Annotated in this window: 20 protein-coding genes, 1 tRNA gene and 1 pseudogene; 13 read left to right on the top strand and 9 right to left on the bottom strand. The window is 61.7% G+C overall.

Annotated features, from left to right (window positions below; translation table 11 throughout):
* Positions 1 to 227 precede the first annotated feature (227 nt).
* Positions 228 to 1,103, bottom strand: coding sequence for a tRNA glutamyl-Q(34) synthetase GluQRS (gene gluQRS / locus O7A61_RS15240; protein WP_337130489.1), 876 nt, complete (start codon positions 1,101 to 1,103; stop codon positions 228 to 230).
* Between the two features lie 75 nt (positions 1,104 to 1,178).
* Between gluQRS and O7A61_RS15235 the strand changes: the two genes are divergently transcribed.
* Together O7A61_RS15235 and O7A61_RS15230 are read left to right on the top strand one after the other, a co-directional pair.
* Complete coding sequence (locus tag O7A61_RS15235) at positions 1,179 to 1,820, top strand: DNA-3-methyladenine glycosylase family protein (protein ID WP_027143454.1); 642 nt, start codon at positions 1,179 to 1,181, stop codon at positions 1,818 to 1,820.
* Between the two features lie 187 nt (positions 1,821 to 2,007).
* Positions 2,008 to 2,565 (top strand): HNH endonuclease, encoded by a 558-nt coding sequence (locus tag O7A61_RS15230; protein WP_027143453.1) that lies wholly within the window; start codon positions 2,008 to 2,010, stop codon positions 2,563 to 2,565.
* A gap of 328 nt (positions 2,566 to 2,893) precedes the next feature.
* On the opposite strand, the gene O7A61_RS15225 is transcribed toward O7A61_RS15230, so the two are convergent.
* Complete coding sequence (locus O7A61_RS15225) at positions 2,894 to 3,412, bottom strand: disulfide bond formation protein B (RefSeq protein WP_337130488.1); 519 nt, start codon at positions 3,410 to 3,412, stop codon at positions 2,894 to 2,896.
* A gap of 83 nt (positions 3,413 to 3,495) precedes the next feature.
* A complete protein-coding gene (locus O7A61_RS15220) occupies positions 3,496 to 4,089 on the bottom strand; it encodes a YqaA family protein (protein WP_337130487.1) in 594 nt (197 codons plus the stop codon).
* A 278-nt stretch (positions 4,090 to 4,367) separates the two neighbouring features.
* Between O7A61_RS15220 and O7A61_RS15215 the strand changes: the two genes are divergently transcribed.
* A tRNA-Leu gene (locus O7A61_RS15215) sits at positions 4,368 to 4,452 on the top strand.
* Between the two features lie 579 nt (positions 4,453 to 5,031).
* On the opposite strand, the gene O7A61_RS15210 is transcribed toward O7A61_RS15215, so the two are convergent.
* Positions 5,032 to 5,235 carry a CsbD family protein gene (locus tag O7A61_RS15210; protein ID WP_027143449.1) on the bottom strand — a complete coding sequence of 68 codons (204 nt, stop codon included), beginning with the start codon at positions 5,233 to 5,235 and terminating at the stop codon, positions 5,032 to 5,034.
* Between the two features lie 421 nt (positions 5,236 to 5,656).
* Here O7A61_RS15210 and O7A61_RS15205 point away from each other — a divergent pair, with 421 nt between their 5' ends.
* Positions 5,657 to 6,250, top strand: coding sequence for an SOS response-associated peptidase (locus tag O7A61_RS15205; protein ID WP_337130486.1), 594 nt, complete (start codon positions 5,657 to 5,659; stop codon positions 6,248 to 6,250).
* Between the two features lie 191 nt (positions 6,251 to 6,441).
* Positions 6,442 to 6,711 carry a hypothetical protein gene (locus O7A61_RS15200; RefSeq protein ID WP_337130485.1) on the top strand — a complete coding sequence of 90 codons (270 nt, stop codon included), beginning with the start codon at positions 6,442 to 6,444 and terminating at the stop codon, positions 6,709 to 6,711.
* A gap of 87 nt (positions 6,712 to 6,798) precedes the next feature.
* On the opposite strand, the gene O7A61_RS15195 is transcribed toward O7A61_RS15200, so the two are convergent.
* Together O7A61_RS15195 and O7A61_RS15190 are read right to left on the bottom strand one after the other, a co-directional pair.
* Positions 6,799 to 8,079: a GNAT family N-acetyltransferase gene (locus tag O7A61_RS15195; protein ID WP_337130484.1), complete on the bottom strand. Its 1,281-nt coding sequence runs from the start codon at positions 8,077 to 8,079 to the stop codon at positions 6,799 to 6,801.
* A pseudogene (locus O7A61_RS15190) lies at positions 8,079 to 8,339 on the bottom strand (lipopolysaccharide biosynthesis protein); the annotation flags it as partial. The gene O7A61_RS15195 and the pseudogene O7A61_RS15190, both read right to left, overlap by 1 nt.
* A gap of 390 nt (positions 8,340 to 8,729) precedes the next feature.
* On the opposite strand from O7A61_RS15190, the gene O7A61_RS15185 reads away from it, so the two are divergent.
* Together O7A61_RS15185 and O7A61_RS15180 are read left to right on the top strand one after the other, a co-directional pair.
* Positions 8,730 to 11,792: a type ISP restriction/modification enzyme gene (locus O7A61_RS15185; protein ID WP_337130483.1), complete on the top strand. Its 3,063-nt coding sequence runs from the start codon at positions 8,730 to 8,732 to the stop codon at positions 11,790 to 11,792.
* Positions 11,789 to 12,166: a hypothetical protein gene (locus tag O7A61_RS15180; protein WP_337130482.1), complete on the top strand. Its 378-nt coding sequence runs from the start codon at positions 11,789 to 11,791 to the stop codon at positions 12,164 to 12,166. The genes O7A61_RS15185 and O7A61_RS15180 overlap by 4 nt, the downstream gene beginning before the upstream one ends.
* Positions 12,167 to 12,562: 396 nt before the next feature.
* Here the strand turns inward: O7A61_RS15180 and secA are convergent, their stop codons facing one another.
* On the bottom strand, positions 12,563 to 15,295 hold the full coding sequence (gene secA, locus O7A61_RS15175) for a preprotein translocase subunit SecA (protein ID WP_337130481.1): 2,733 nt from the start codon (positions 15,293 to 15,295) through the stop codon (positions 12,563 to 12,565).
* Positions 15,296 to 15,556: 261 nt separating this feature from the next.
* On the opposite strand from secA, the gene O7A61_RS15170 reads away from it, so the two are divergent.
* The gene (locus tag O7A61_RS15170) at positions 15,557 to 16,483 is read left to right on the top strand and encodes a peptidylprolyl isomerase (RefSeq protein WP_337130480.1); all 927 of its coding nucleotides are present in this window, start codon (positions 15,557 to 15,559) and stop codon (positions 16,481 to 16,483) included.
* A 75-nt stretch (positions 16,484 to 16,558) separates the two neighbouring features.
* Here the strand turns inward: O7A61_RS15170 and O7A61_RS15165 are convergent, their stop codons facing one another.
* Both O7A61_RS15165 and O7A61_RS15160 read right to left on the bottom strand, forming a co-directional pair.
* Positions 16,559 to 17,158, bottom strand: a complete 600-nt coding sequence (locus tag O7A61_RS15165; RefSeq protein WP_337130479.1) for a TetR/AcrR family transcriptional regulator — start codon at positions 17,156 to 17,158, stop codon at positions 16,559 to 16,561.
* A 105-nt stretch (positions 17,159 to 17,263) separates the two neighbouring features.
* On the bottom strand, positions 17,264 to 18,475 hold the full coding sequence (locus tag O7A61_RS15160; RefSeq protein WP_337130478.1) for a caspase domain-containing protein: 1,212 nt from the start codon (positions 18,473 to 18,475) through the stop codon (positions 17,264 to 17,266).
* A gap of 176 nt (positions 18,476 to 18,651) precedes the next feature.
* Between O7A61_RS15160 and argJ the strand changes: the two genes are divergently transcribed.
* The 5 genes from argJ to O7A61_RS15135 all read left to right on the top strand — a co-directional run bounded on the left by argJ (position 18,652) and on the right by O7A61_RS15135 (position 21,810).
* Complete coding sequence (argJ, locus tag O7A61_RS15155) at positions 18,652 to 19,893, top strand: bifunctional glutamate N-acetyltransferase/amino-acid acetyltransferase ArgJ (RefSeq protein WP_337130477.1); 1,242 nt, start codon at positions 18,652 to 18,654, stop codon at positions 19,891 to 19,893.
* 29 nt (positions 19,894 to 19,922) lie between these two features.
* Complete coding sequence (locus O7A61_RS15150) at positions 19,923 to 20,675, top strand: GNAT family N-acetyltransferase (protein ID WP_027143437.1); 753 nt, start codon at positions 19,923 to 19,925, stop codon at positions 20,673 to 20,675.
* Positions 20,668 to 21,090 (top strand): (deoxy)nucleoside triphosphate pyrophosphohydrolase, encoded by a 423-nt coding sequence (locus O7A61_RS15145; RefSeq protein ID WP_027143436.1) that lies wholly within the window; start codon positions 20,668 to 20,670, stop codon positions 21,088 to 21,090. Before O7A61_RS15150 ends, O7A61_RS15145 begins: the two co-directional genes overlap by 8 nt.
* A gap of 117 nt (positions 21,091 to 21,207) precedes the next feature.
* Positions 21,208 to 21,522, top strand: a complete 315-nt coding sequence (locus tag O7A61_RS15140; RefSeq protein WP_337130476.1) for a hypothetical protein — start codon at positions 21,208 to 21,210, stop codon at positions 21,520 to 21,522.
* A 108-nt stretch (positions 21,523 to 21,630) separates the two neighbouring features.
* Positions 21,631 to 21,810 (top strand): Flp family type IVb pilin, encoded by a 180-nt coding sequence (locus O7A61_RS15135; protein WP_140503203.1) that lies wholly within the window; start codon positions 21,631 to 21,633, stop codon positions 21,808 to 21,810.
* The last annotated feature ends 162 nt before the right edge of the window (positions 21,811 to 21,972 follow it).

Here is a 21,972-nt window from a genome sequence, read left to right as displayed (position 1 = left end):
TTGATCCGTTCCCACTGATCCTCTCGAAGCGCATCGCAGTCCATCGCTGACCTCCAAAAATCAGCGTTGAATCTGATTTGCCCTTCCTTGGGAATCCCAACCCGTTAAATCGTCACTACGCCCTAGTCCTGTTGAACCCGGCGCGCAAAACGAAACGATTGATCCATGCGTCACGGGAATTCAATGGGTCACGCGTCTGGAGAGCATTTCTCCTGACGGTGTACTGGTCAAAGCCCGACCATCCTTTTGACATCGTCCGGCGAAGCGCCTGCTTCGCGCAAGGCGGCGAGACCGGTATCCCTGAGGCTCTTCGACAGTTTTCGCCCGTCCAGCCCGAGGATCAACCGATGATGGAAATAGACGGGTCGTCGCAATCCCAGAATCTCCTGGAGCAGGCGCTGCACCCCGGTCGCGGAAAACAGGTCCTGGCCGCGCACGACATGGCTGACGCCTTGCAGCGCGTCGTCGATGACGACGGCGAGGTGGTAGCTGGTCGGGATGTCCCGGCGCGCCACGATCACGTCGCCCCAGTCCTGCGGACGGGCTTCGACCGGGCGCGTCGCCGATAGCGTCTCATCGGTGAATTCGGCCCATGTGAGGTCCTTGCCGGCACGCGCCATGGCGGCGCCGACGTCCAGCCGCCAGGCGAAAGGCGCATTCTCGGCGATGCGCCGTTTGCGTTCCTTCATCGGCAATGCCTTGTCGGCCGGGGGATAGAGCGGCACACCGTCGGGATCGCGCGGCCAGTCGCGTCCGCACCTTTCGCTGTCGGCGATGAAAGCCCTGATCTCGCCACGGCTCATGAAGGCGGGATAGACCAGTTCCTCGCGGATCAGCCGTTCCAGCACCGCTTCGTAGTCGGCGAAATGCTCGGATTGCCGGCGCACCGGCTCTTCCCAGCCCAGGCCCAGCCATTTCAGGTCGGCAAACATGCCCGCCTCGAACTCCGGCGTGCAGCGCGTGGTGTCGATGTCTTCGACACGAAGCAGCAGGCGGCCGCCCATATGCATCGCCAGCTTCTGATTGAGCAGCGCCGAATAGGTGTGGCCCAGATGCAGTTCGCCGTTGGGGCTGGGCGCGAAGCGGAATGTCAGGAGCGTCATGTCTCAGGCGGCAATCGGGTTGTGCTGCGGTTTTGGCCATTGCTACTTTGCGGCACATTTTCGGACAAGGATATCATGCAGCGCATCGCGACAGTTGACGACGTTGAGCGGGGACTGGACGCGCTTTGCCTCATCGACCCGCGCCTGGAAAAAGTGCGCGGCATGGCCGGCGAGGTGCCGCTCAGGCTTTCGGAGCCCGGCTTCAGGAGCCTGGCCTCGATCATCGTCTCGCAGCAGGTGTCGCGGGCCAGCGCCGATGCCATCTTCGGCCGGCTGACGAAACTGGTCGATCCGCTGACGCCGCAAGCGATCTTGGCCGCCGGCGAGGACATGTTTCGCGAGGCCGGCCTGTCGCGGCCCAAGCAGCGTGGCCTTGTCGCGGTCGCCCAGGCCGTAGCCGACGGGCTCGACCTGCATCACCTTTGTTCGCTCGACGCTGGGGAGGCAATCGCCAGGATGACGGCCGTGCCCGGTATCGGTCCCTGGACGGCGGAAGTATATCTGTTGTTTGCCGCCGGGCATCCCGATATTTTCCCGGCGCGCGATGTCGCCCTGCAGAGCGCTGTCGGTCACGCGCTGGGCATCGACCCGCGTCCAGCGGAGAAAACACTGATCGCATTGGCCGAATCATGGAGCCCGTGGCGAGGTGTCGCATCGCGGCTTTTCTGGTCCTATTATCGCGAAACCAGGGGCCGGGACGCCGCACCGCCGGCCTGAATTGCAAAAAAGCATAAAAATCATGCGTTTTTGGCACGTCGCGCGAGCGACAATCCGCTTCACATCCCTGTCATGTCGGGCTTACAGTATCCGCGCCGAACGGTCGGGCTTTTGAAGCAGCGCATGATCCTTTCCGAAAGTCGAATTCGATTTTCGGGATCATGTGCGAACCAAGGAGGTCAACAAGGTGACGGTTGCCGTATCTCCGGATGGGCTTCCAGCGCTGGTGCTGAATGCGGATTACCGTCCGCTCAGCTATTACCCCTTGTCGCTCTGGTCCTGGCAGGATGCCATCAAGGCGGTGTTCCTCGACCGGGTGAACATCGTCGCCGAATACGAGCATGCGGTATCCTCGCCGACCTTCTCGATGAAGCTGCCGAGCGTGGTCAGCCTGAAGGCCTATGTGAAGCCGTCCAGGCATCCGGCCTTCACCCGCTTCAACGTCTTCCTGCGCGATCGTTTCCAGTGCCAGTATTGCAGCACGCCCGACGACCTGACCTTCGACCATGTCATCCCCCGCCATCGCGGAGGTGCCACGACATGGGAGAATGTCGTCGCCGCCTGTTCGCCCTGCAATTTGAGGAAGGGCGGGATGATGCCGTCGCAGGCAAAGATGTGGCCGCTGCAGAAGCCGTATCAGCCAACCGTGCACGATCTGCACAATAACGGCCGGCTGTTTCCGCCCAACCATCTGCATGAAAGCTGGATGGATTATCTCTACTGGGATGTCGAACTGGAGCCTTGAGTCCGTTCGAGAATTCGGCAGGCTGGCCGCCTGAAGCGTTTTTTGGGTCTGAGCGGCAACGGGGCAACAAAGGATTTCACGCATTGTCGCCATCGGTGCTTGAGGGTCGCGCAGCAGCCGGAGCTCCCTCGTGCGCTAAAATCCGGTAGTGCGAAGGCATATCGACCGAGCGCCGCATCGTGTCATGGACGTTTAATGCTGAGCGGTCGGCCGGATAACCATGCTGCCCACCCACAAGCAGACCGGCGCACAAGTCCCACTTCTCCGACCCACAATGGGTCACTCAATCTGCCGAATTCTTGAATGATCTCGCGACGGCGCTGTTGTGTCAGTCACGAGACAGAGCGCTGCGGAAGGCGACGGCGGCGAGGATCAGGCTGGCGATGGCATTCCAGCCGGCCAGGGACAGGCCGAGAATGCGCAAGGCGGCCTTGTCGCAGGAGGGCGGCACGAATTTGTCGAGCGCGTCGAGCACGCCTTTGCCGCCGGTGTCGACCGGTCCGGCCCCCGCCGTGCAATCGGCCGGACCCTGCCACCAGCCCCATTCGACACCGGAGTGATAGACGCCGAGATAAAGGCCGTAGAGCATCAACAGGCCGCCGATCGCCAGCAGGCCGCGCGTCAGCCATGCCGGTGCGCGCAGCATCGATGCGATCACCGCCAGCACCATCAAAGGCACGCCGATGTAATATGGGGTGCGCTGTTCCAGACAGAGATGGCAGGGTATGTATCCGCCGATGTGCTGGAAACCGAGCGCCGAGCCAACGGTCGCGGCCATCGCGACCGCGAGAAACAAGGCAGCGCGTGTCCGCTGGCGTCCGGTATCGGCATTCATGGTCGCTGTCATCGGTCTCTCGTCCATCGTGTTCGCCGTCCGCCAGATCTGCTTGCCACGCTCTCGAAATCGTTGCGCGGTTTGAGCGACAAGCGTCAGAGAGCGTATTTGATCAGGATATAGAGCAAAATCAGGGCAACCGCGGCGGCGCCGGCGATCAGGCCCAGGCGCTTTTCGATGAATTCGCGGATTGGCTCGCCATAGCGGCGCAAAAGCCACGCCAGGAGCAGGAAGCGGCCGCCGCGCGCGATGACGGCCAGCACGATGAACAGCGCCAGATTGACGCCAAGGGCGCCGGACAGGATCGTCACCACCTTGATGGGCGGCAGATGCGCGGCACCCGAAGTGACCAGCATCAGGGCGATGAACTCGATGCTGACGCCAGCCGAGGAGCGCAACTGCTCGAACTCGTCATACTTGCCGTAGAATTCGAGGATGGGCCGCGCCACCGCGTCATAGGCGTAGTGGCCGATGAACCAGCCGGCAATGCCGCCCAGCACCGAGGCGACGGTGGCGATGAAGGCATAGCGATAGGCGCGATCCGGCCGCGACAACGCCATCGGCAGATAGAGCACGTCGGCCGGCACCAGGAATACCGAGCTTTCCACGAAAGCGATGAAGGCCAGCCACCATTCGGCCGATTTGCGGGCCGCCAGCGACAGGGTCCAGTCGTACAGTCCGCGAAGCATCGGCTCTCCTAGCGCAAGTGACCCAAAACCGCACGGCCGCCCTGGGACAAGGGCATGCATGAAAACAAGGACGCAAAGCGCGCCGCAGCATGTCTCCAGACACGGCGCGCTTTGGTGCGCCGCCTGTCTAGAAAGATTTTCCGCGCTGCACAATGGCAGCACCGCCGCGAAATCAAAAGGCGAAGATTGGTCGCATCCAATGCGATACCGAGAATTGGCCAGTTGACGAACAGGCCTCCGACCGTATAGTCCGCGCCCATCCAGGCCGCCCGGCCTGAGCCCCTATGGCGGAATTGGTAGACGCGCTCGACTCAAAATCGAGTTCCGCAAGGAGTGCTGGTTCGATCCCGGCTAGGGGCACCATTTGATCGCTTTGAAGTCAACAAATCCAACCCCAAGACCGTGGGCGTGAGCCATTTTGGTCAGACCACATTTTAGCTCGCTGACCTCAGGGCTTCGCGCTAGGCTCTATCTTTAACGTTCATCGTTGGGAGGAAACGCGGTGAACATGACGCGGCATCGGATATTACCCCGCCTGACAAGCGAAGAGCTTGTTTCCATGACGCTATCGGGGTGGGAGGCATTTGCGATAGTCTCCACCCGGGAAGTGATCGCGGAGGTTCGACGCCTGGCGCCGGACTGGCCGTGCAGCGATGACGCCCTGGTGGAGGCCGTGGTCAAATTCGCAACTGGTCGGACCATGGCCGTTTGTTTTGATCATCGCGACCAACACGCCCTTTGAAGTTCAGCGAGCATTTCACCGGAGATGGCGCGCGGGAAGGCTTTCAACGCGGGAGGCGCCCGTGTGCCGGAGTTTTGCCAGCGTCAGCCAGTTCTCGATCCGCAAGACCAAGCTGAGGACACCGCAGCCATCTGCCCAGGACGGAGAAAGGACGCCGGCCCATGCCGGCGCCCTCTCAACAAAATGGACGTTTGAACAAACTACCAGCTCTGGCGGCGATACCAGTCGTCGACCTCCTGGCGAACGCGATCCTTCGCGATGCCGTAGCGTTCCTGAATCTTGCCCTCCAGCTGGTCGCGCCTCCCGGCTATCTGGTCGAGATCGTCGTCGGTGAGATCGCCCCACTGTTCCTTCACCTTGCCCTTGAATTGCTTCCAGTTTCCTTCGATGCGGTTCCAATCCATGGTTCTCTCCTCGATGGTCTGTCGAAAGCAGGGCGAGCACGCCCCGTCATGACATCCAACATCCAGCTCTGCTAAAATGTTCCGGAATAGCTCGCCTATATTCAGCTAGGGGTGTCGCATTGAGCGCTTCGGGAGGTGGGCAGCGATGCAAGATCAGCGTTTTGACCAACCCGTCCAGGTCGCACTTGGCAGGTCGGGCAGCAGGCTGTTCAAGTCGAGCGCGTCGCCCAGGCAGCCAATATTCAGAGGCACATGGCGGCCCGAAAAGCGTGCCTCGCCGCCTTGGAGGTAGGAAGGACGCGCGGGAGCGCGCGCCGCATTTGTTAACGCCGCGATCGAAGCCGACATCCTTGGGTGACCTGCTTGCCATTTCGGGCTCGCGCCGTAGCTTTAGGCGGAGGTGAGCGCTCCGGAGCCATCCATGTGCAACGACTACGAGCAACATGTCGCTTGGGCCGAATATTGCCGGATGATGGCGTCACTGGCGCTCAAAATCCCGGATCATCAAAGTGAACTCGATTTACCAGGGGTGGACGACATCCACATTAACGATCCGGCACCAATCATGCGCGCTGCCGGCGACGCGATAGAACTGGCTTCGATGACGTTCGGATTTCCACCGGTCGGGCCAAAGGGCGGCCCCGTCTTCAACTTCCGCTCGGAAGGCCGGCAATTCGGGAATAGCAAGCGCTGTCTGGTGCCCGCTTCGGGGTTCTTCGAATTCACGGGCACGAAATACCCCAAGGCAAAGCATCGGTTCACGTTGAACGGCTCGCCATTCATGGCGATTGCAGGCTTGTGGCGCGAAGGGACCGGCAACAAGCCGCCGACATTCACGATGCTGACGACTGACCCGGGACCAGACGTCGCGCCGTATCACAATCGCCAGGTCGTGGTGCTCCAGCCAGAGAAGTGGGCCGCCTGGATCAATCTGACGGAGCCCGAGGCCGACCTTTTACAATCGCTTCCGGCCGGGTCGCTTTTCGTCGAGACAGTTCGATCCGAACGCTTGTGACGAGCGACGGCCGATCAACGGTCAAACCATCTCATTCATGAGACAGGATGGTTCCTGCGGCTAATTTAGCAAAGTAAACGAAATGAGAGCAAAGTGGCAACCCCACTCTTGACGAGAGAGGAATATGTTCCTTTTTCTGCCGCATGCCCGACCAACCCGAACGATGGCACAAAGGCGCGCCATGGACCCTTATGCATGCCCACAATGCGGGGCAGGTCACGCTCATTCGTTGCCGGAACTGCAACATCAAACGGTTCTTCAAGCCGGCAGAGCTGAGAGAGGTCTACGGCAATGTGCCGATCGAGACGCTGCGCGGCAGGATGACCTGCCAGATGTGCCGCACGAGCGAGAGCATAGATGCGGAATTGCTCCACCTTGTCGGTGAAGAGGCGGTTAGTGTTCGATACCGTCGGCTGGTTGGGATCAAATTCGTGCGCCGCGTGATCTGGCGGGATGAATAGGCGGCAGAAGGGAATTCAGCGATCTATGACTGCCTGGCAAGGGCACCCAAACTTCCTCCCGCGGCCGATCCATGCTCTCGATTGGCGCTACCGCCTTTTCAGCAAACTCTTCATCCGGTTGCGCAGCAGTCGCGCCATGTTGCGGGTCTCGCGGTAGAGGTGCAACTGGGAGGCGGCCTGGCGGGCGAGGCGGTCGGCGTCGCGAGTCAACCCGATCACCAGCGTGCCGACCGGCTTGCGCTCGCTCCATAACCGGCTCATCACCGGGTGATCGGGCACCGCGCAGGAATCGGTCATCATGATGTTGGGATCTTCGAGATGCTGCTTGGTGACCTCGATCATCAGCAGCGTGCCGGGCGAATAGACGGCCAGCGTCTCGTCATAGGCTGTCTTCCAGGTGTAGGCGACGCCAGCTTCGACGAAGACGATCAGGCAAGCGATGGTGCGGCCGTCGAGCGTCAGCGAATGAATGCGGCACATGTCCTGTTCGGCCAGCCGGTGCACAGCCTCGCGGGCGAAGGCGGCGCGGAAGCGGTCGATCGCCATGGCGGTGCGCTCGCGGCCTTTCCAGCCGGACGCTTCCAGCGTCAGGAAGTGCTCGATGGCGTGGCGGATTTCCTCGGGGCCGCGTGCCACGACATGTTCGAGCTTGCCGAGATCGCCGAGGCGCCGCTTGAGGCGGCGGAACTCGCGATAGTGGTGCGCGCGCAGCGAAGCCTTCAGATAGTCGTCGCCGTCGAGTTCGCTCTCCAGCACCGGGCGTGAGGTCTGGCCCGTGGTGACCAGCATCAGCCCGCGCGTCTCGGCCACGGTGCCGATCAGGCTCGCCACCGGACCGTCCAGCCTGATGTCGGGCAGGACCAGGACTTTCGGCAACTTCAAATGCGGGCGCGACAGCATCGAGAAGAAATCCTCGACCACGCCGACCGGATCGTCGCGGTCGATCAGCGGCGTGCCGAGCGGGCCGAACGGGCTCGACCATGTGCGCATGACCGGCACGCCCAGCGGCACCACGGGCCGTTCCACCGAGATCGGCACCAGCAGGCGCAGCCGGTTGCGGTATTCATCACCGTCGCGGATCACTGCAAGGCGTACCTCGCGGTCTTCCAGCCGGGGCATGGCCGGCGCCAGGAAACGCGGGTTGAAGAAGACGTTCGGCTCGACCGTGCGGGCGCAGAGATAATCGAGTTCCTCGACCAGGTCGAAGCCGGCCGATGCCGGGTAGATGGCGAGTTTGCGCTCGGGCCGGTTGTTGGCGAGGATCTCGATATGGGCCGGGTCGGCGTCGCGCGCCAGCCCGGCAAGGCCGGACACCATGGCGCCGGCGGAACCGCCGCTGGTTTCCTCGAGCAACGGGATGGCGGCCATCAGGCGGCTCCTTTGGCTGGCACGAAGATCGCCATGACGATGCCGAGCTGGCGCCAGACCGTGAAGGACAGCGCGCCGGCCTCGAAGATCATGGCGAAGGCGGTGGCCACGCTCCACAGGCCGAAAAACGGGATCAGCACCACGATGAGCCCGATGTTGAAGGCCAGTGTCACGGCATGGACGGCTGCGCGGACATTCTGGTTGCCGCTCATGGTGAGCAGGCTTTCGCAAGGACCGACGGCGGCGCGAGCCACGACGCGCTCGTCGGCGACGAACAGCACGGCGTCGATGCGGTCGAGCAGCGGCCCCAGCGCCAAACGCTGCGGCAAGAACCGCCCGGCAGTCGTGGCCGCGGAAAAGCGCACCCCGATTTTTCTCCGTTTTCCGCCTCTTTTCAGCCTTTGGTGTAGCGAAGACACCTTAAGAAAGCGTGGGTGGGGAGCTTCCTTCTACCCGTCACTATACGGGAGAAGGTGCCGGCAGGCGGATGAGGGGCGGCGTCGGGTTTGGAGCATTTGTCCTGTGTTAGAGGCTCTCTTGGGGAAAAGTACGAAATGGGCAAAGGTTCGCGAAATGATGGCGGGCTTCAGTGTTCAAGCACTTTCCCGGAAGCGCGAAACCCGCTCTAATGCGTCCGCTTTGGGGGAATCATGTCGCAACTTCTAATTCAGCAGTATCTCAACGAAATCGACAGACTAAGGAAGTTTTCTGGATCGCTCACAGAGGGCGTGATCTCGGAAGCGTTCAAGGATTTGCTCAAGGCATGGGCGCGCCAGCACAATCTGCATTTCATTAGCCAGTACGAATTTCTGTCTCCACAGAAGAACAGGATCAGGCCTGACGGCACAATCTTGCATGATCTGCGTGTGCCGCTCGGCTATTGGGAAGCAAAGGATACCGCCGACGATCTCGACGAGGAAATCCGCAAGAAGCTGGCCAAGGGCTATCCCCAAGACAACATCATTTTCGAAAATTCAGAAGCGGCGGTCCTGATCCAGAACCGGCAGGAAGTCTTTCGCTGCTCGATGACGAACACTGAAAAGCTGCTCAAGCTGGTGTCGTTGTTCTTCGGTTACGAGCGCGAGGAAATCCGCGATTTCCGCAAAGCCGTCGAGCAGTTCAAGCACGACATCCCGGCGGTGCTGATGGCGCTGCGCGAGCGTATCGACGCGGCATACGCCACCAACGCCGATTTCAAGGCAGCAGCGGACAAATTCCTGCAGCATGCCAAGGACACGATCAACCCCTCGGTTGGCGAAGCCGATATCCGGGAAATGCTGATCCAGCACATCCTGACCGAGGAAATCTTCGCTCATGTGTTCGACCAGGGCGACTTCCACCGCGAGAACAATATCGCCAAGGAGCTCTACGGGCTCGAGGCAAAGTTCTTCACCGGCCAACTGAAGCGTGAAACGCTCAAGGGGTTGGAAACCTATTATTCGACGATCCGCGCCAATGCGGCGTTGATCTCCAGCCATCAGGAGAAACAGCAGTTCCTGAAGTTGATCTACGAGAATTTCTATAAGGTTTACGACAAGAAGAAGGCCGATCGGCTGGGCGTCGTCTACACGCCGAACGAGATCGTGAAGTTCATGATCGAGGGTGCCGACTGGCTGACCCAGAAGCATTTTGGCAAATCACTGATCGATCAGCATGTCGAGATTCTGGACCCGGCGACGGGCACGGGCACGTTCATCTGCGAACTGTTGGAACATTTTCGCGGCCAACCGCAAAAGCTCGCGCACAAATACAAGAATGAACTCCATGCCAACGAAGTAGCGATCTTGCCCTACTACGTCGCCAACCTGAACATCGAGGCGACCTACGCCGCGATTTCGGGCCAATTCGCAGAGTTCCCCAATCTGTGCTTCGTCGACACGCTGGACAATGTGGGCGGGCTCGGCATCAAGGCCGGTCACCAACATGACCTGTTCGGAGGGCTTTCCGATGAGAACGTGGTGCGCGTGAAACGGCAGAACGCGCGCAAGATTTCCGTGATCATCGGCAACCCGCCTTACAATGCCAACCAGGCCAACGAGAACGACAACAACAAGAACCGCGAGTACAAGCGTATCGATGAACTGATCAAGTCAAGCTACATCAGGCTCTCAACGGCGCAGAAGACCAAGGTCTACGACATGTACGCCCGCTTTTTCCGATGGGCGAGCGATCGGATGGCCGACGACGGCGTGCTGGCGTTCATCACCAACCGCAGCTTCATCGAGAGCCGGACATTTGATGGGTTCCGCAAGGCAGTCGAACAGGAATTCAATGAGATCTACATCGTCGACCTCGGCGGCGATGTGCGCGCCAATCCGAAACTTTCAGGCACAAAGCACAATGTCTTTGGGATTCAGACCGGCGTGGCGATTTCATTTTTCGTCAAGCGTCACAAGCAGAAAGGCTGCAAGATTTTCTACGCGAGGCGGCCTGAGATGGATACGGCCGAGGACAAGCTTAGCTTTCTGGCGAACAGCAGGGCATCGGCGATTTCGTATCAGCGGATCGAGCCCGACAAGAATACGAATTGGGTCAATTTAACCGAGAACGACTGGGATCATATGATTTCGGTGGCGGACAAAAAGACCAAAGGAGCAAAGGCCAGATCGCAGGAGAAGGCTATTTTTCGTTTGTTCGGCCAGGGATTGTTCACAGGTCGCGACGAATGGCTTTACGCCCCAGCCGAGGAGACTCTTTCCAAAAAAGTTGAAAACTTTGTTGAACAGTACGAAGTCGCTCTACAGAAAGAGACGTTTGCCGGTTCAATTTTGAAACTATCAAGAAATCTGAAAAGACGGTTAGAGCAGAAAAAAACTGAACCATTTGACGTTCAACGAATTGCCATCGCAAATTATCGACCCTTCTCCAGGCTTTATCTCTATAAATCGCCGCTCCTCATAGATGAGCGAGGGCAAATTGATGCCGTATTTGGCTCGCTAGGGACTGAACGAAACGATATCGTCGTGCTCACCTACCCCGGGTCTCAAAAACCGTTCATGGTTGGAGCCGTCGATTGTATATTCGATTACCATTTTACCGGAGCAGCAGCGATTTCCACGGGCCTGCCTCGTAACCGCTACACAGCCGCCGGTGAACGCATAGACAACATCACCGACTGGGCACTGAAGGAATTTCAGAAAGCCTACGGGAATGGTGAGCGCTCCAACCGGCTCACCAAGGACGATATCTTTCACTACGTCTACGGTGTGCTCCACGACCCGGTTTATCGCGAGAAATATGCGCTAAACTTGAAGCGCGAGTTTCCGCGCATCCCGTTCTATCCCGATTTCTGGTGTTGGGTTGGATGGGGCAAGAAGCTGATGGACCTGCACATCGGCTATGAAGCGGTGGAACCGTGGCCGCTGGATCGGCTGGATACGCCGGACGAGAAGGCGCGTGCTGCCGGTGTGGTGCCCAAGGCGATGCTGAAGGCTGATCGTGATAATGGCATTATTCGCCTCGACACCGAGACACAGCTTTCCGGCATTCCGAAAGAGGCATGGGACTACCGGCTCGGAAATCGTTCTGGCCTCGACTGGATTCTGGACCAGCACAGGGAAAAGACGCCAAAGGACCCTACAATTCGGGAGAAATTCAACACCTACCGCTTTGCCGACTACAAGGAGAAGGTGATTGATCTTCTGGCGCGGGTGACGCGCGTGAGTGTCGAGACGATGGCAATTACCGAAGCGATGAAAGCGGCGAAGCGATGACGACCAAGTCACCAACACTTGCCCATCCAGCCGTGGAGGTCAGCGCGCTCGACTTCTATCAAGCGGTCGCGAAACTGCCGCAGATGCGCCGCGCGCCGGCTGGAGCAAAAGGGAGCATCCCAAAGGACACGCTGCTCTTGCCTGCTGACGGAGGCGTCATGATCGAAACACCGATCATGGGCTCTCTGGTGCATTCGTCACCGTCATGGCGGATCCAGGTGTCGGCTGACGCGCGCAAGCTGCTCGACCTGTGCGAGAGGTACAAAAAGCTTGGCGCTTACAAAGATTCAAAATCGGTGTTTCTGGTCAGCGTGGCGGACGGCGAATTGCGGGTAAAGTTCAAGACCACCACGATTGGGATACCGACCCTTTAGAGAGTTGGCGGGACAGCGCCCCCCTCTGGCCTGCCGGCCATCTCCCCCACGGGTGGGGAGATGGGCTAATCGCGAAGGCCGGCGCCGGCAAGTTTGAAATCGGCCCGACCCCTGTAGGAAGCAGTTCAAAATAAAAAACCCGCCTTGCGGCGGGTCGCTGGCGTGAGTCGGCACCATGGGTGGACTTGTAGCATGACTGCCCTCAGCAATCAATCCCAGGTCGTGCGAACGGCGGCGACATTGGCGATGTGCCCCCTGGGGATTTGATGCCGTGTCGCGGGGCGAAATCGCCAGAACAAGCTCGCCGATCGGTCAATCGTCAATGTCGGCGCCGCCCCTCATCCGGCCCTTCTGGCCACCTTCTCCCCGTGAAACGGGGAGAAGGAAAGAGCCGCGTTAGGCGAACGCGCCGTGGCAGTGCTTGTATTTCTTGCCGGAGCCGCAGGGGCAGGCTTCGTTGCGCCCGACCTTGCCCCAGCTTGCGGGGTTGTTCGGGTCGCGGTCTTCGGGGGCGACGATGGCGGTTGTCTCGGGGCGGACCAGCAGCGCGGTCTCGCCGCCATCGAAATCGTTCTCGCCGGTGGTGCCGTCGATATGCGTGCCGAACATGTCGGGCGCTTCGGGCGGTGGGGCTTCGGCGGCCTGGCGGACCAGTTCGACGCGCATCAGCTGCGCGGTGACGGCCTGGCGCAGATTGCCGAGCATCGCCTGGAACAGCTCGAACGCCTCGCTCTTGTATTCCTGCAGCGGATCGCGCTGGGCGTAGCCGCGGAAGCCGACCACCGAGCGCAGATGGTCGAGATTGACGATGTGCTCGCGCCACAGATGGTCGAGCGTCTGCAGCACCACCGAGCGCTCGACATAGGTCATCACCTCGGGGCCGAAACGGTCGGCGCGCTCCTTGGCGGCGTCGGCGGCGGCGGCAGAGATGCGCTCGCGAATGTCGTCCTCGGCGATGCCTTCTTCCTTCACCCAGTCCTCGACCGGCAGGTCGAGATTGAGGAATTCGGCGACCTCGGCCTTCAGGCCCGCGACGTCCCACTGCTCGGCATAAGCGTTTTCGGGTATCGCCTTGGCGACGATCTCGTCGATGACGCCCTCGCGCATCTCGCCGATGGTTTCCGAGAGGCCTTCGCCGTCCATCAACTCGATGCGCTGCTCGAACACCACCTTGCGCTGGTCGTTGGAGACGTCGTCATATTTCAACAGGTTCTTGCGGATGTCGAAGTTGCGCGCCTCGACCTTCTTCTGCGCCTTTTCCAGCGCCTTGTTGATCCACGGGTGGATGATCGCCTCGTCTTCCTTGAGGCCGAGCTTCTGCAGCATGCCGTCCATGCGCTCGGAGCCGAAGATGCGCATCAGGTCGTCCTGCAGCGACAGGAAGAATTTCGAGCGGCCGGGATCGCCCTGGCGGCCCGAACGACCTCTGAGCTGATTGTCGATGCGGCGTGACTCGTGGCGCTCGGTGGCGAGCACGTAAAGGCCGCCGGCGGCCAGCGCCTTTTCCTTCAGGCGCTCGACGTCGGCATAAATCTCCTTTTCACGCGCCTCGCGCTCGGGACCCTCCGGCATGTCGCCCAGCTCGTCGGCGATGCGCATCTCGGCATTGCCGCCAAGCTTGATATCGGTACCGCGGCCGGCCATGTTGGTGGCGATGGTGATGGCGCCGGGCTTGCCGGCCTGGGCGACGATCGCCGCCTCGCGCTCGTGGTGGCGGGCGTTCAGCACCTCGAAATCCGTGAAGCCTTCCTTGCGCAGGCGCTCGGCCAACTGCTCGGACTTTTCGATCGACGTCGTGCCCACCAGCGTCGGCTGGCCCTTGGCGCTGGCTTCGCGGATCTCCCGGACGATCGCCTTGTACTTCTCCTCGACCGTCCGGTAGACCTCGTCGTCCTCGTCCTTGCGGATAACGGGCAGGTTGGTCGGGATCTCGGTGACTTCGAGACCGTAGATGTTGCCGAATTCCTCGGCCTCGGTCAGCGCCGTGCCGGTCATGCCGGAAAGCTTCTTGTAGAGGCGGAAATAGTTCTGGAAGGTGACGGAGGCGAGCGTCTGGTTCTCCGGCTGGATCGCCACATGCTCCTTGGCTTCGAGCGCCTGGTGCAGGCCTTCCGAATAGCGGCGGCCCGGCATCATGCGGCCGGTGAACTCGTCGATGATGACGATCTCACCGTTGCGCACGATATAGTCCTTGTCGCGCTGGAACAGCCGGTGCGCCTTCAGCGCGTTGTTGACGTGATGGACGATGGCGACGTTCTCGACGTCGTAGAGCGATTCGCCCTTGAGCAGGTCGGCATCGCGCAGCATGTTCTCCAGCTTCTCGGTGCCGTCCTCGGTGAAGATCGAGGTCTTCTGCTTCTCGTCGATTTCATAATCCTGCGGCTGCAGCTGGATGATGAAGGTGTCGATGGTGTTGTACATTTCCGAACGGTCCTCGAGCGGACCGGAAATGATCAGCGGCGTGCGCGCTTCGTCGACCAGGATGGAATCGACCTCGTCGACGATCGCGTAATTGTGACCGCGCTGCACCATCTGGGCGCGCTCATATTTCATGTTGTCGCGCAGATAGTCGAAGCCGAGCTCGTTGTTGGTGGCGTAAGTGACGTCGGAGGCGTAGGCGACGCGGCGCTCTTCGTCCGACAGGCCGTGGACGATGACGCCGACCGAAAGGCCGAGGAATTTGTAGACGCGGCCCATCCATTCGGAGTCGCGGGTGGCGAGATAGTCGTTGACGGTGACGACATGGACGCCATTGCCGGCAAGCGCGTTGAGATAGACCGGCAGCGTCGCGACCAGGGTCTTGCCCTCGCCGGTGCGCATCTCGGCGATGCCGCCATTGTGCAGCACCATGCCGCCAACCAGCTGGACGTCGAAGGGGCGCATGCCGAGCACGCGGCGCGCCGCCTCGCGGGCGGTCGCGAAGGCAGGGATCAGCAGGTCGTCAAGGCTGGCGCCGTTGGCGATGTCCTGGCGGAACTTTTCCGTGCGGCCGGCAAGCTCGGCGTCGGAGAGTGCCCGCATCTCGTTTTCCATGGCGTTGATCGCCTCGACGCGGGGGCGGGTCGATTTGACCCGACGGTCGTTGGAGGAACCGAAAACCTTACGGGCGAGACCGCCGAGACTGACCATCCAATGGTCCTTTCGATAGAATTCTCAATCTTGAGACAGGCGCCGGCCGGCCCCATCACATCCATGTGAACGCACCGCCTGAATGCGGGCAAACACAAAAAGCGCCCGGAAAACGGTTCTGGACGCCAAGTCGATGGACAGATAAGAGGGGGCTCAACTGATGTCAACGCCGCGCTGGCCCTGCCGGTCGCGCCAAATTCCGCCACAATCTGGCTGATCTGGAAGCCGCCCTCCTTACAATCCCTCACCGGAGTCATCCTTATGTCCTTGTTGTTCAGCCGTGCGTCGCTTGCCAGCCTTGGCCTTGCCCTCGGCCTGTCGGCTCTTTGCCTGTCGCCATCGATGGCGCAGGAGACCGCTCCCGCACCGGCTGCCCCGGCGGATGCGGCCGCACCGGCCGCGGCGCCGGTCGACCCGAATACCGTGATCGCCACCGTCAATGGCCAGCCCCTGACCGAAGCCGATCTGGTGCTTGCCGAGGGCGAACTGTCGCAGCAGTTCGCGCAGTTGCCGCCCGAGCAGCGCCGCGCCGCAGCCCTTTCGGCGGCCATCGAAATCCGCGTCATGGCCGCCCAGGCGGTTACCACTGGCCTCGACAAGGATCCCGACTTCCAGCGCCGCATGGCCTTCCTGCAGCAGCGCGCGCTGCATGGCGAAATGGTCGAGAAGGGTGTCGTCGACAAGGTCACCGACGCCGAGGTTCGCGCCCGCTACGACCAGGAAATCGCCAACACGCCGCCGGTCAACGAGGTGCATGCCCGTCACATCCTCGTGAAGACGAAGGAAGAGGCCGAGGCGATCATCAAGCAGCTCGACGGCGGCGCCGACTTCCAGAAGCTCGCCAACGAACACACCAGCGATCCCTCGGGCAAGTCCAATGGCGGCGACCTCGGCTGGTTCGGACCTGGCCAGATGGTGCCGGAGTTCGACAAGGCGGCGTTCGCGCTCGACGTCGGCAAGTATACCGAGCAGCCGGTCCAGTCGCAGTTCGGCTGGCACGTCATCAAGCTCGAGGACAAGCGCGCCAAGCAGCCGCCGGCCTTCGACGAGGTCAAGGATCAGGCCAAGCAGGCTGTCATCCGGGACAAGTATTTCGCGCTGGTCAAGTCGCTGCGCGCTGGTGCCAAGGTCGAGATCCCCGACGCCAAGCTGAAGAAGGCCGTCGATACGCTGGAAAGCGCCAAGTAAGCCCGAACAGCTCGAAAAAGGGCGCGGCAGCCGAAAGGCGCCGCGCCCTTTTTCGTTGGCACTTGCCAGCGGTGCCTACCTGCCGGGCGCTGCTATGCCTTGCAGAAGATATCGAACCACCTTGCGGATCGTCGCTTCGGGTTCGCCGAGCCGGTTGGTCAGGAGATGTCGCCAGGCGTAGGAAGCCACGAGATCGGCGACCACGGCCGGATCGATGTCGCTGGCGATCTCGCCCCTTGCCTTGGCGCGTTCGATGATCTGGCGGGTGTGGGCCCGGCGTCCGCCAGCATAATCGGCAAGGGCTTCGGCCGCGGTTTCATCCGACTGCGCCTCGGCGATCAGGGACCTGAACACGCTGCCCGACGATGTCTCGCGCCAGTGCGAGAACAGGTTTGTCAAAAAGCCGACGAGGTCCTCCTCCAGTTTTCCGGTATCGGGAACGTCGACGCGCTTCTGGCGCTGATAGACTTCGAGCAGCAGTGCGGCCTTGCTTGACCACCAGCGGTAGATGGTGGGCTTGCCGGCACGTGCGCGCCGCGCCACCGCTTCGATCGAGAAACCGGCATAACCGGCCTCGACAAGGACTGCCTCGGCGGCCTCCAGTATGGCGTCCGCACTGTCGGGATTGCGCCGCGCACCGATCGATTTGCGCGCCGTATCAGCCTCCTCGGCCATTCCTGTCGTCCTCGTTTCAATTCGCTGGCAATGATAAGCGATCCGGCGATGAAACGGAACGACCCGTTTTGTGACGCAGGGGCGCCGCATTCGTCATGCGGTGCCTCACATCGCCCGCGATGTCTCCGACACGATGCGCCATTCCTTGTCGGTCTTGACCAATTCCAGCGTCACCCGCGCCTTGCCGGCCACAGGTGCCGCGGACTTGTCCTTTGGCCTGTAGTCGTAGTTCATGGCAAGGACGGCCTGGGCGCTGCTCTCGCCATGCGGTGTGATCTCCAGGCTGCCCGGTTCCAGGCCGAGCGACCACGAGGCCCATTGCGCGAACCAGTCGCTCTTCACCTTCACAAGCGTCTCGGCATCGTAAGGCGTGCCGAAGATGGTGGCCGATGGTCCGTAAAGCCGGCGGACGGCGGTGCGCATGTCCTTGACGTCCGGCGAAAGGTAGTCGTCGCGCAGGAATTTCCCGATCGCGCTTTTGTGGTCGCCGACCGAACGCTCGATCGTAGCCACTTGCGTCGAGGGCGCGGGTGACGTGGCCGGCGCAGGCGTTTTTTCCGGTCGTTCGCCGGGCACAAATTCGAAGCGTTCGAGCAGCGAACCCTGCTCCCAGGGGCGCTGGGCATCGCGGGTTTGCGAAGCCACGTCGCGGCGCACCGCGATCATCATGTCGTTGATGCTCTGGCCGGGTTCGGCGATGTGGCGCAGCAGGGCCTGGGCGAAGGGCGAGTTGCGCCCGCTGCCGTCCATGGCGACAGCACCCGGCGCGGTCGAAAAGGCGATGAATGAGCCGCGCGTCGAATCGAACTGCGCCAGACCCGCCAGCGCCGCCGCGGAGCGGGTGGAGGCGGTGCGGCTCAAGCCGCGGGCAAACGGGTTGTTGCGGCAGGCATCGAGGAAGACCAGGCTGACCTTGGTCTGTTGTTCCATGATGTCGAGGACTTCGTCGATCGGCACTGCTTCGAGCTGCAGCTTCACCGGCATGTCGAGCCTGGCGTCGACCGGCACGATATAGTTGCGGCCCTCGACCTGCAGGCCGTGGCCGGCATAGTAGAAAAGCCCGACGCCGGCACCTTCGAGCGCATCTGAGAACTCGCCAATGCTGCGTTCAAGCGCGTGCTTGCCGAGATCGTTGCCTTCGATGACCTCGAAGCCGATGGAACGCAGCTTATCGGCGATGTCGAGCGCGTCGTTGACGGGATTGGCCAGCGTGCCGGCCTCGGCATAGGTGCCGTTGCCGATGACGAGCGCGCCGCGCCGGCTCGGCGTCGGCGCGCAGCAGCAAAAGTCCCAGAAATGCCCAAGCGAGGATCGCAAGCCTGCCCATGGGGAGGATCATAGCGCCATGGACCCTGGCGACGCCAACAGATTTGAAATGCAAGCTTGATCCTGAACGTGTTTGCCCTGGCGGGAGCGACGAAAACGGCGCTTGCACCGGCGCGCCGTATCGGGCAAACCGGCCTTCCCCTTGCGATTTTCCCGCCCGAGGTTCCATGTCCACGACGATTTCGCCGCTCGCGCCAAAGAAATACCCCAAAATGCCGGAAATCGAAGGGGTGCGCATCGCCACCGCCGAAGCGGGAATAAAGTACAAAAACCGTACGGATCTCCTGGCCATGGTGTTCGACGCCGGCACCGCGGTCGCCGGCGTGTTCACCAAGTCGAAATGTCCCTCGGCGCCGGTCGATTTCTGCCGGCAGAACCTTGGCACCGGCAAGGCGCGGGTGCTGGTCGTCAATTCCGGCAACGCCAACGCCTTCACCGGCAAGAAAGGCCGCGAATCGACCGCGCTGACTGGCCAAGCAGCGGCCATGGCGGCCGGCTGCACGGCAGCTGAGGTTTTCCTCGCCTCGACCGGTGTCATCGGCGAGCCGCTCGACACGACCAAGTTCAGCCATCTGCTCGCCGGGCTGGTCAGCGACGGCAAGCCGGACCTGTGGACCGAGGCGGCAAAGGCCATCATGACCACCGATACCTATCCGAAGGTGGCGACGCAGACGGTCAAGCTCGGCGACGCCGATGTCACCATCAACGGCATTTCGAAGGGCGCCGGTATGATCGCGCCCGACATGGCGACGATGCTGTCCTTCATCGCCACCGACGCGCCGATCGCGGCACCGGTCCTGCAGGACCTGTTGTCGCGCGGCACGGCCAAGACGTTCAACGCGGTGACCGTCGACAGCGACACCTCGACCAGCGACACGCTGCTGTTATTCGCCACCGGCAAGGCGGCAAAGCGCGGCGCGCCTGAAATCACCGATCCAAGAGATGCCCGCCTTAGCCAGTTCCGTCGGGCGCTCGGCAAGGTGCTGAAGTCGCTGGCGCTGCAGGTGGTGCGCGACGGCGAGGGCGCCCGCAAGCAGGTCGAGGTCACCGTCACCGGGGCCAAGTCGGCCCGCTCGGCCAAACGCATCGCGCTGTCGATCGCCAATTCGCCGCTGGTGAAGACCGCGGTCGCCGGCGAGGACGCCAATTGGGGCCGCGTTGTCATGGCCGTCGGCAAGGCCGGCGAGCCCGCGGATCGCGACCGGCTGTCGATCTGGTTCGGCGACAACCGGCTGGCGCATGAGGGCGAGCGCGACCCCGGCTATTCGGAAGAGGCGACCTCGGCCTACATGAAACGCGACGACATCCGCATCCGCGCCGATATCGGCATCGGCCGTGGCAAGGCGACGGTTTGGACCTGCGATCTCACCAAGGAATATGTCGCCATCAACGGCGACTACCGGAGCTGATTGCCTTGGGTTCGCGTCATCCTGCAAGCATGCTCGCGACAGTGCGCCGCTACGAGGCGGCCGGCTTTCGCGCCTGGCCCGCGGCCGCCGTTCATTATGACGGCACGTGGGTGGTGCGCCTGACCGCCGGCCATCCGGCCAAGCGGCTGAACTCGGTCAATCCGCTCGATCCCGGCGACATCCAGCACATCGCCGACCGCATCGGTCGCGCGAGCCGCCGTTTCGATGCCTATGGCCGGCCGTTGACGTTCCGCATGTCGCCACTCTCCGGGCCCGATCTTGCCAGCCATCTCGACAAGGAGGGCTGGAGCCGGTTCGACGAATCGCTCGTCATGCGGCTGCCGTTGGCCGACGCGCATCTCGACGCCGCCATGGACCAGATCCCGCTCAAGGACATTAGCCGCTTCATCGGCGCATTGCTCAAGGTCAGCGGCTCTGACGTATCGCTGCGGCCGGGCCTGTCTGAGATCATCGGCGCTATCCAGCCCGAGGCCGGGCTGTTTGCGCTCGAGGATGGGGCGGAGCCGCTGGCGACGCTGATCTGCGTGCATGACGGCGATCTGGCCGGCCTGTTCGAGGTCGCCACCGACAAGGCGGCGCGCAACAAGGGCCACGGCCGCAACCTGATCCTGTCGGCGCTGAAATGGGCGAGGCTGCGCGGCGCGCGGGAAGCCTGGCTGCAGGTCGAGGCGGGTAACGCGCCGGCGCTGGCGCTCTACCGCGCGCTCGGCTTCGAGGAAGTCTATCGCTATCATTACCGCCGGCCGCCCGGACATGAATGACGTGATATCCAGCGGCAAGCGCCTGCTCCTGGTCGCCGCTTGCGCGCTGGTCGATGCCGACGGTCGCGTGCTGCTGGCGCAGCGGCCGCAAGGCAAGCAACTTGCCGGCCTCTGGGAATTTCCCGGCGGCAAGGTCGAAGCCGGAGAGACGCCGGAACAATGCCTCATCCGTGAACTGCATGAGGAGATCGGCATCGAAACCGAGATCCCATGCCTGGCGCCGCTGACCTTCGCCAGCCATTCTTATGACGACTTCCATCTGCTGATGCCGCTGTTTGTCTGCCGCCGCTTCCGCGGCATCGCCCAGCCGAGGGAAGGGCAGGCGCTGAAATGGGTGCGGCCGAAACAGATGCGCGACTATCCGATGCCGCCCGCCGACGCGCCATTGATTCCGTTCCTGATCGACCTCCTCTGAGAGCTGATTGGACCACGGTCCATAACAGCCAGCGTTAATGGAAGATTTATCTCATCATGAAAAATTGATGGATGGCCGTTCTGGTACGGCCGCCGCCATGCGCTGGGGAGCGATAGAATGAGCCTGGACAGGGATTGGGATACGATCCGGCCCGACCGCGGTTTTCGTGCCGCTGATGCCGGCATGAGCGTCCTGCGGATCACGTTGCTGTTCGGATCGGCCGCGGTGGCGCTGGCGCTGATCGCGACCCCCTTCCTCGACAGTCAGACGCGCTCGCAATCGGCCCGCGAAGATTTCCCCGGCCTCGACATGACGGCTACGGGTTCGATCAGCCATCGCAGCACCTATACAGTGCGCCGCAGCGTGCTGCAGGCCGAGCCCGGCGGGGTCTGCATTATCCGCTCCGACGGCAAAAGCAGTGGCGACTGCTGACAGGGTTAAGACATTCCGAAAGGCGGCGATTTCATCGCCTGTTAAGCCTGTGCCGTTAACCTTTCTTAACAGGTCGGCGGTAGGGTTGCGGCAAGAGGGATGAACGTGATGAAAACAGTGCTGCTACGCTTTCTGAAGGACGAAAACGGGGCCACGGCCATCGAATATGGCCTGATCATTGCCGTGCTGTCGCTGACGATCGTCGGCGGCATCAGTCAGGTCTTCAACGCGATCACTTGGTTGTTCAGCGACAATTCCAGTAGACTTGCCAACGCCTTCGCCCAGTAGCGCGGTCATTGTTTGACAGAACCGCCGAACCGCTCTAGCTCCTGTTTTCACGCAATTCCGCAAGAGAAAGCGCTACGCGTTTTCCCGGGAAAAGCGCTACGCGTTTTCGGGGGAAAACCGCTACGCGTTTTCCGGGGAAAACCGCTACGCAGTTTCCTGGAT

Source organism: Mesorhizobium sp. Cs1321R2N1 (assembly GCF_037179725.1).
GTDB lineage: Bacteria > Pseudomonadota > Alphaproteobacteria > Rhizobiales > Rhizobiaceae > Mesorhizobium > Mesorhizobium salmacidum.
The sequence above is the reverse complement of the archived record's forward strand: the minus strand, read 5'-3'. Positions and strand labels throughout refer to the sequence as shown.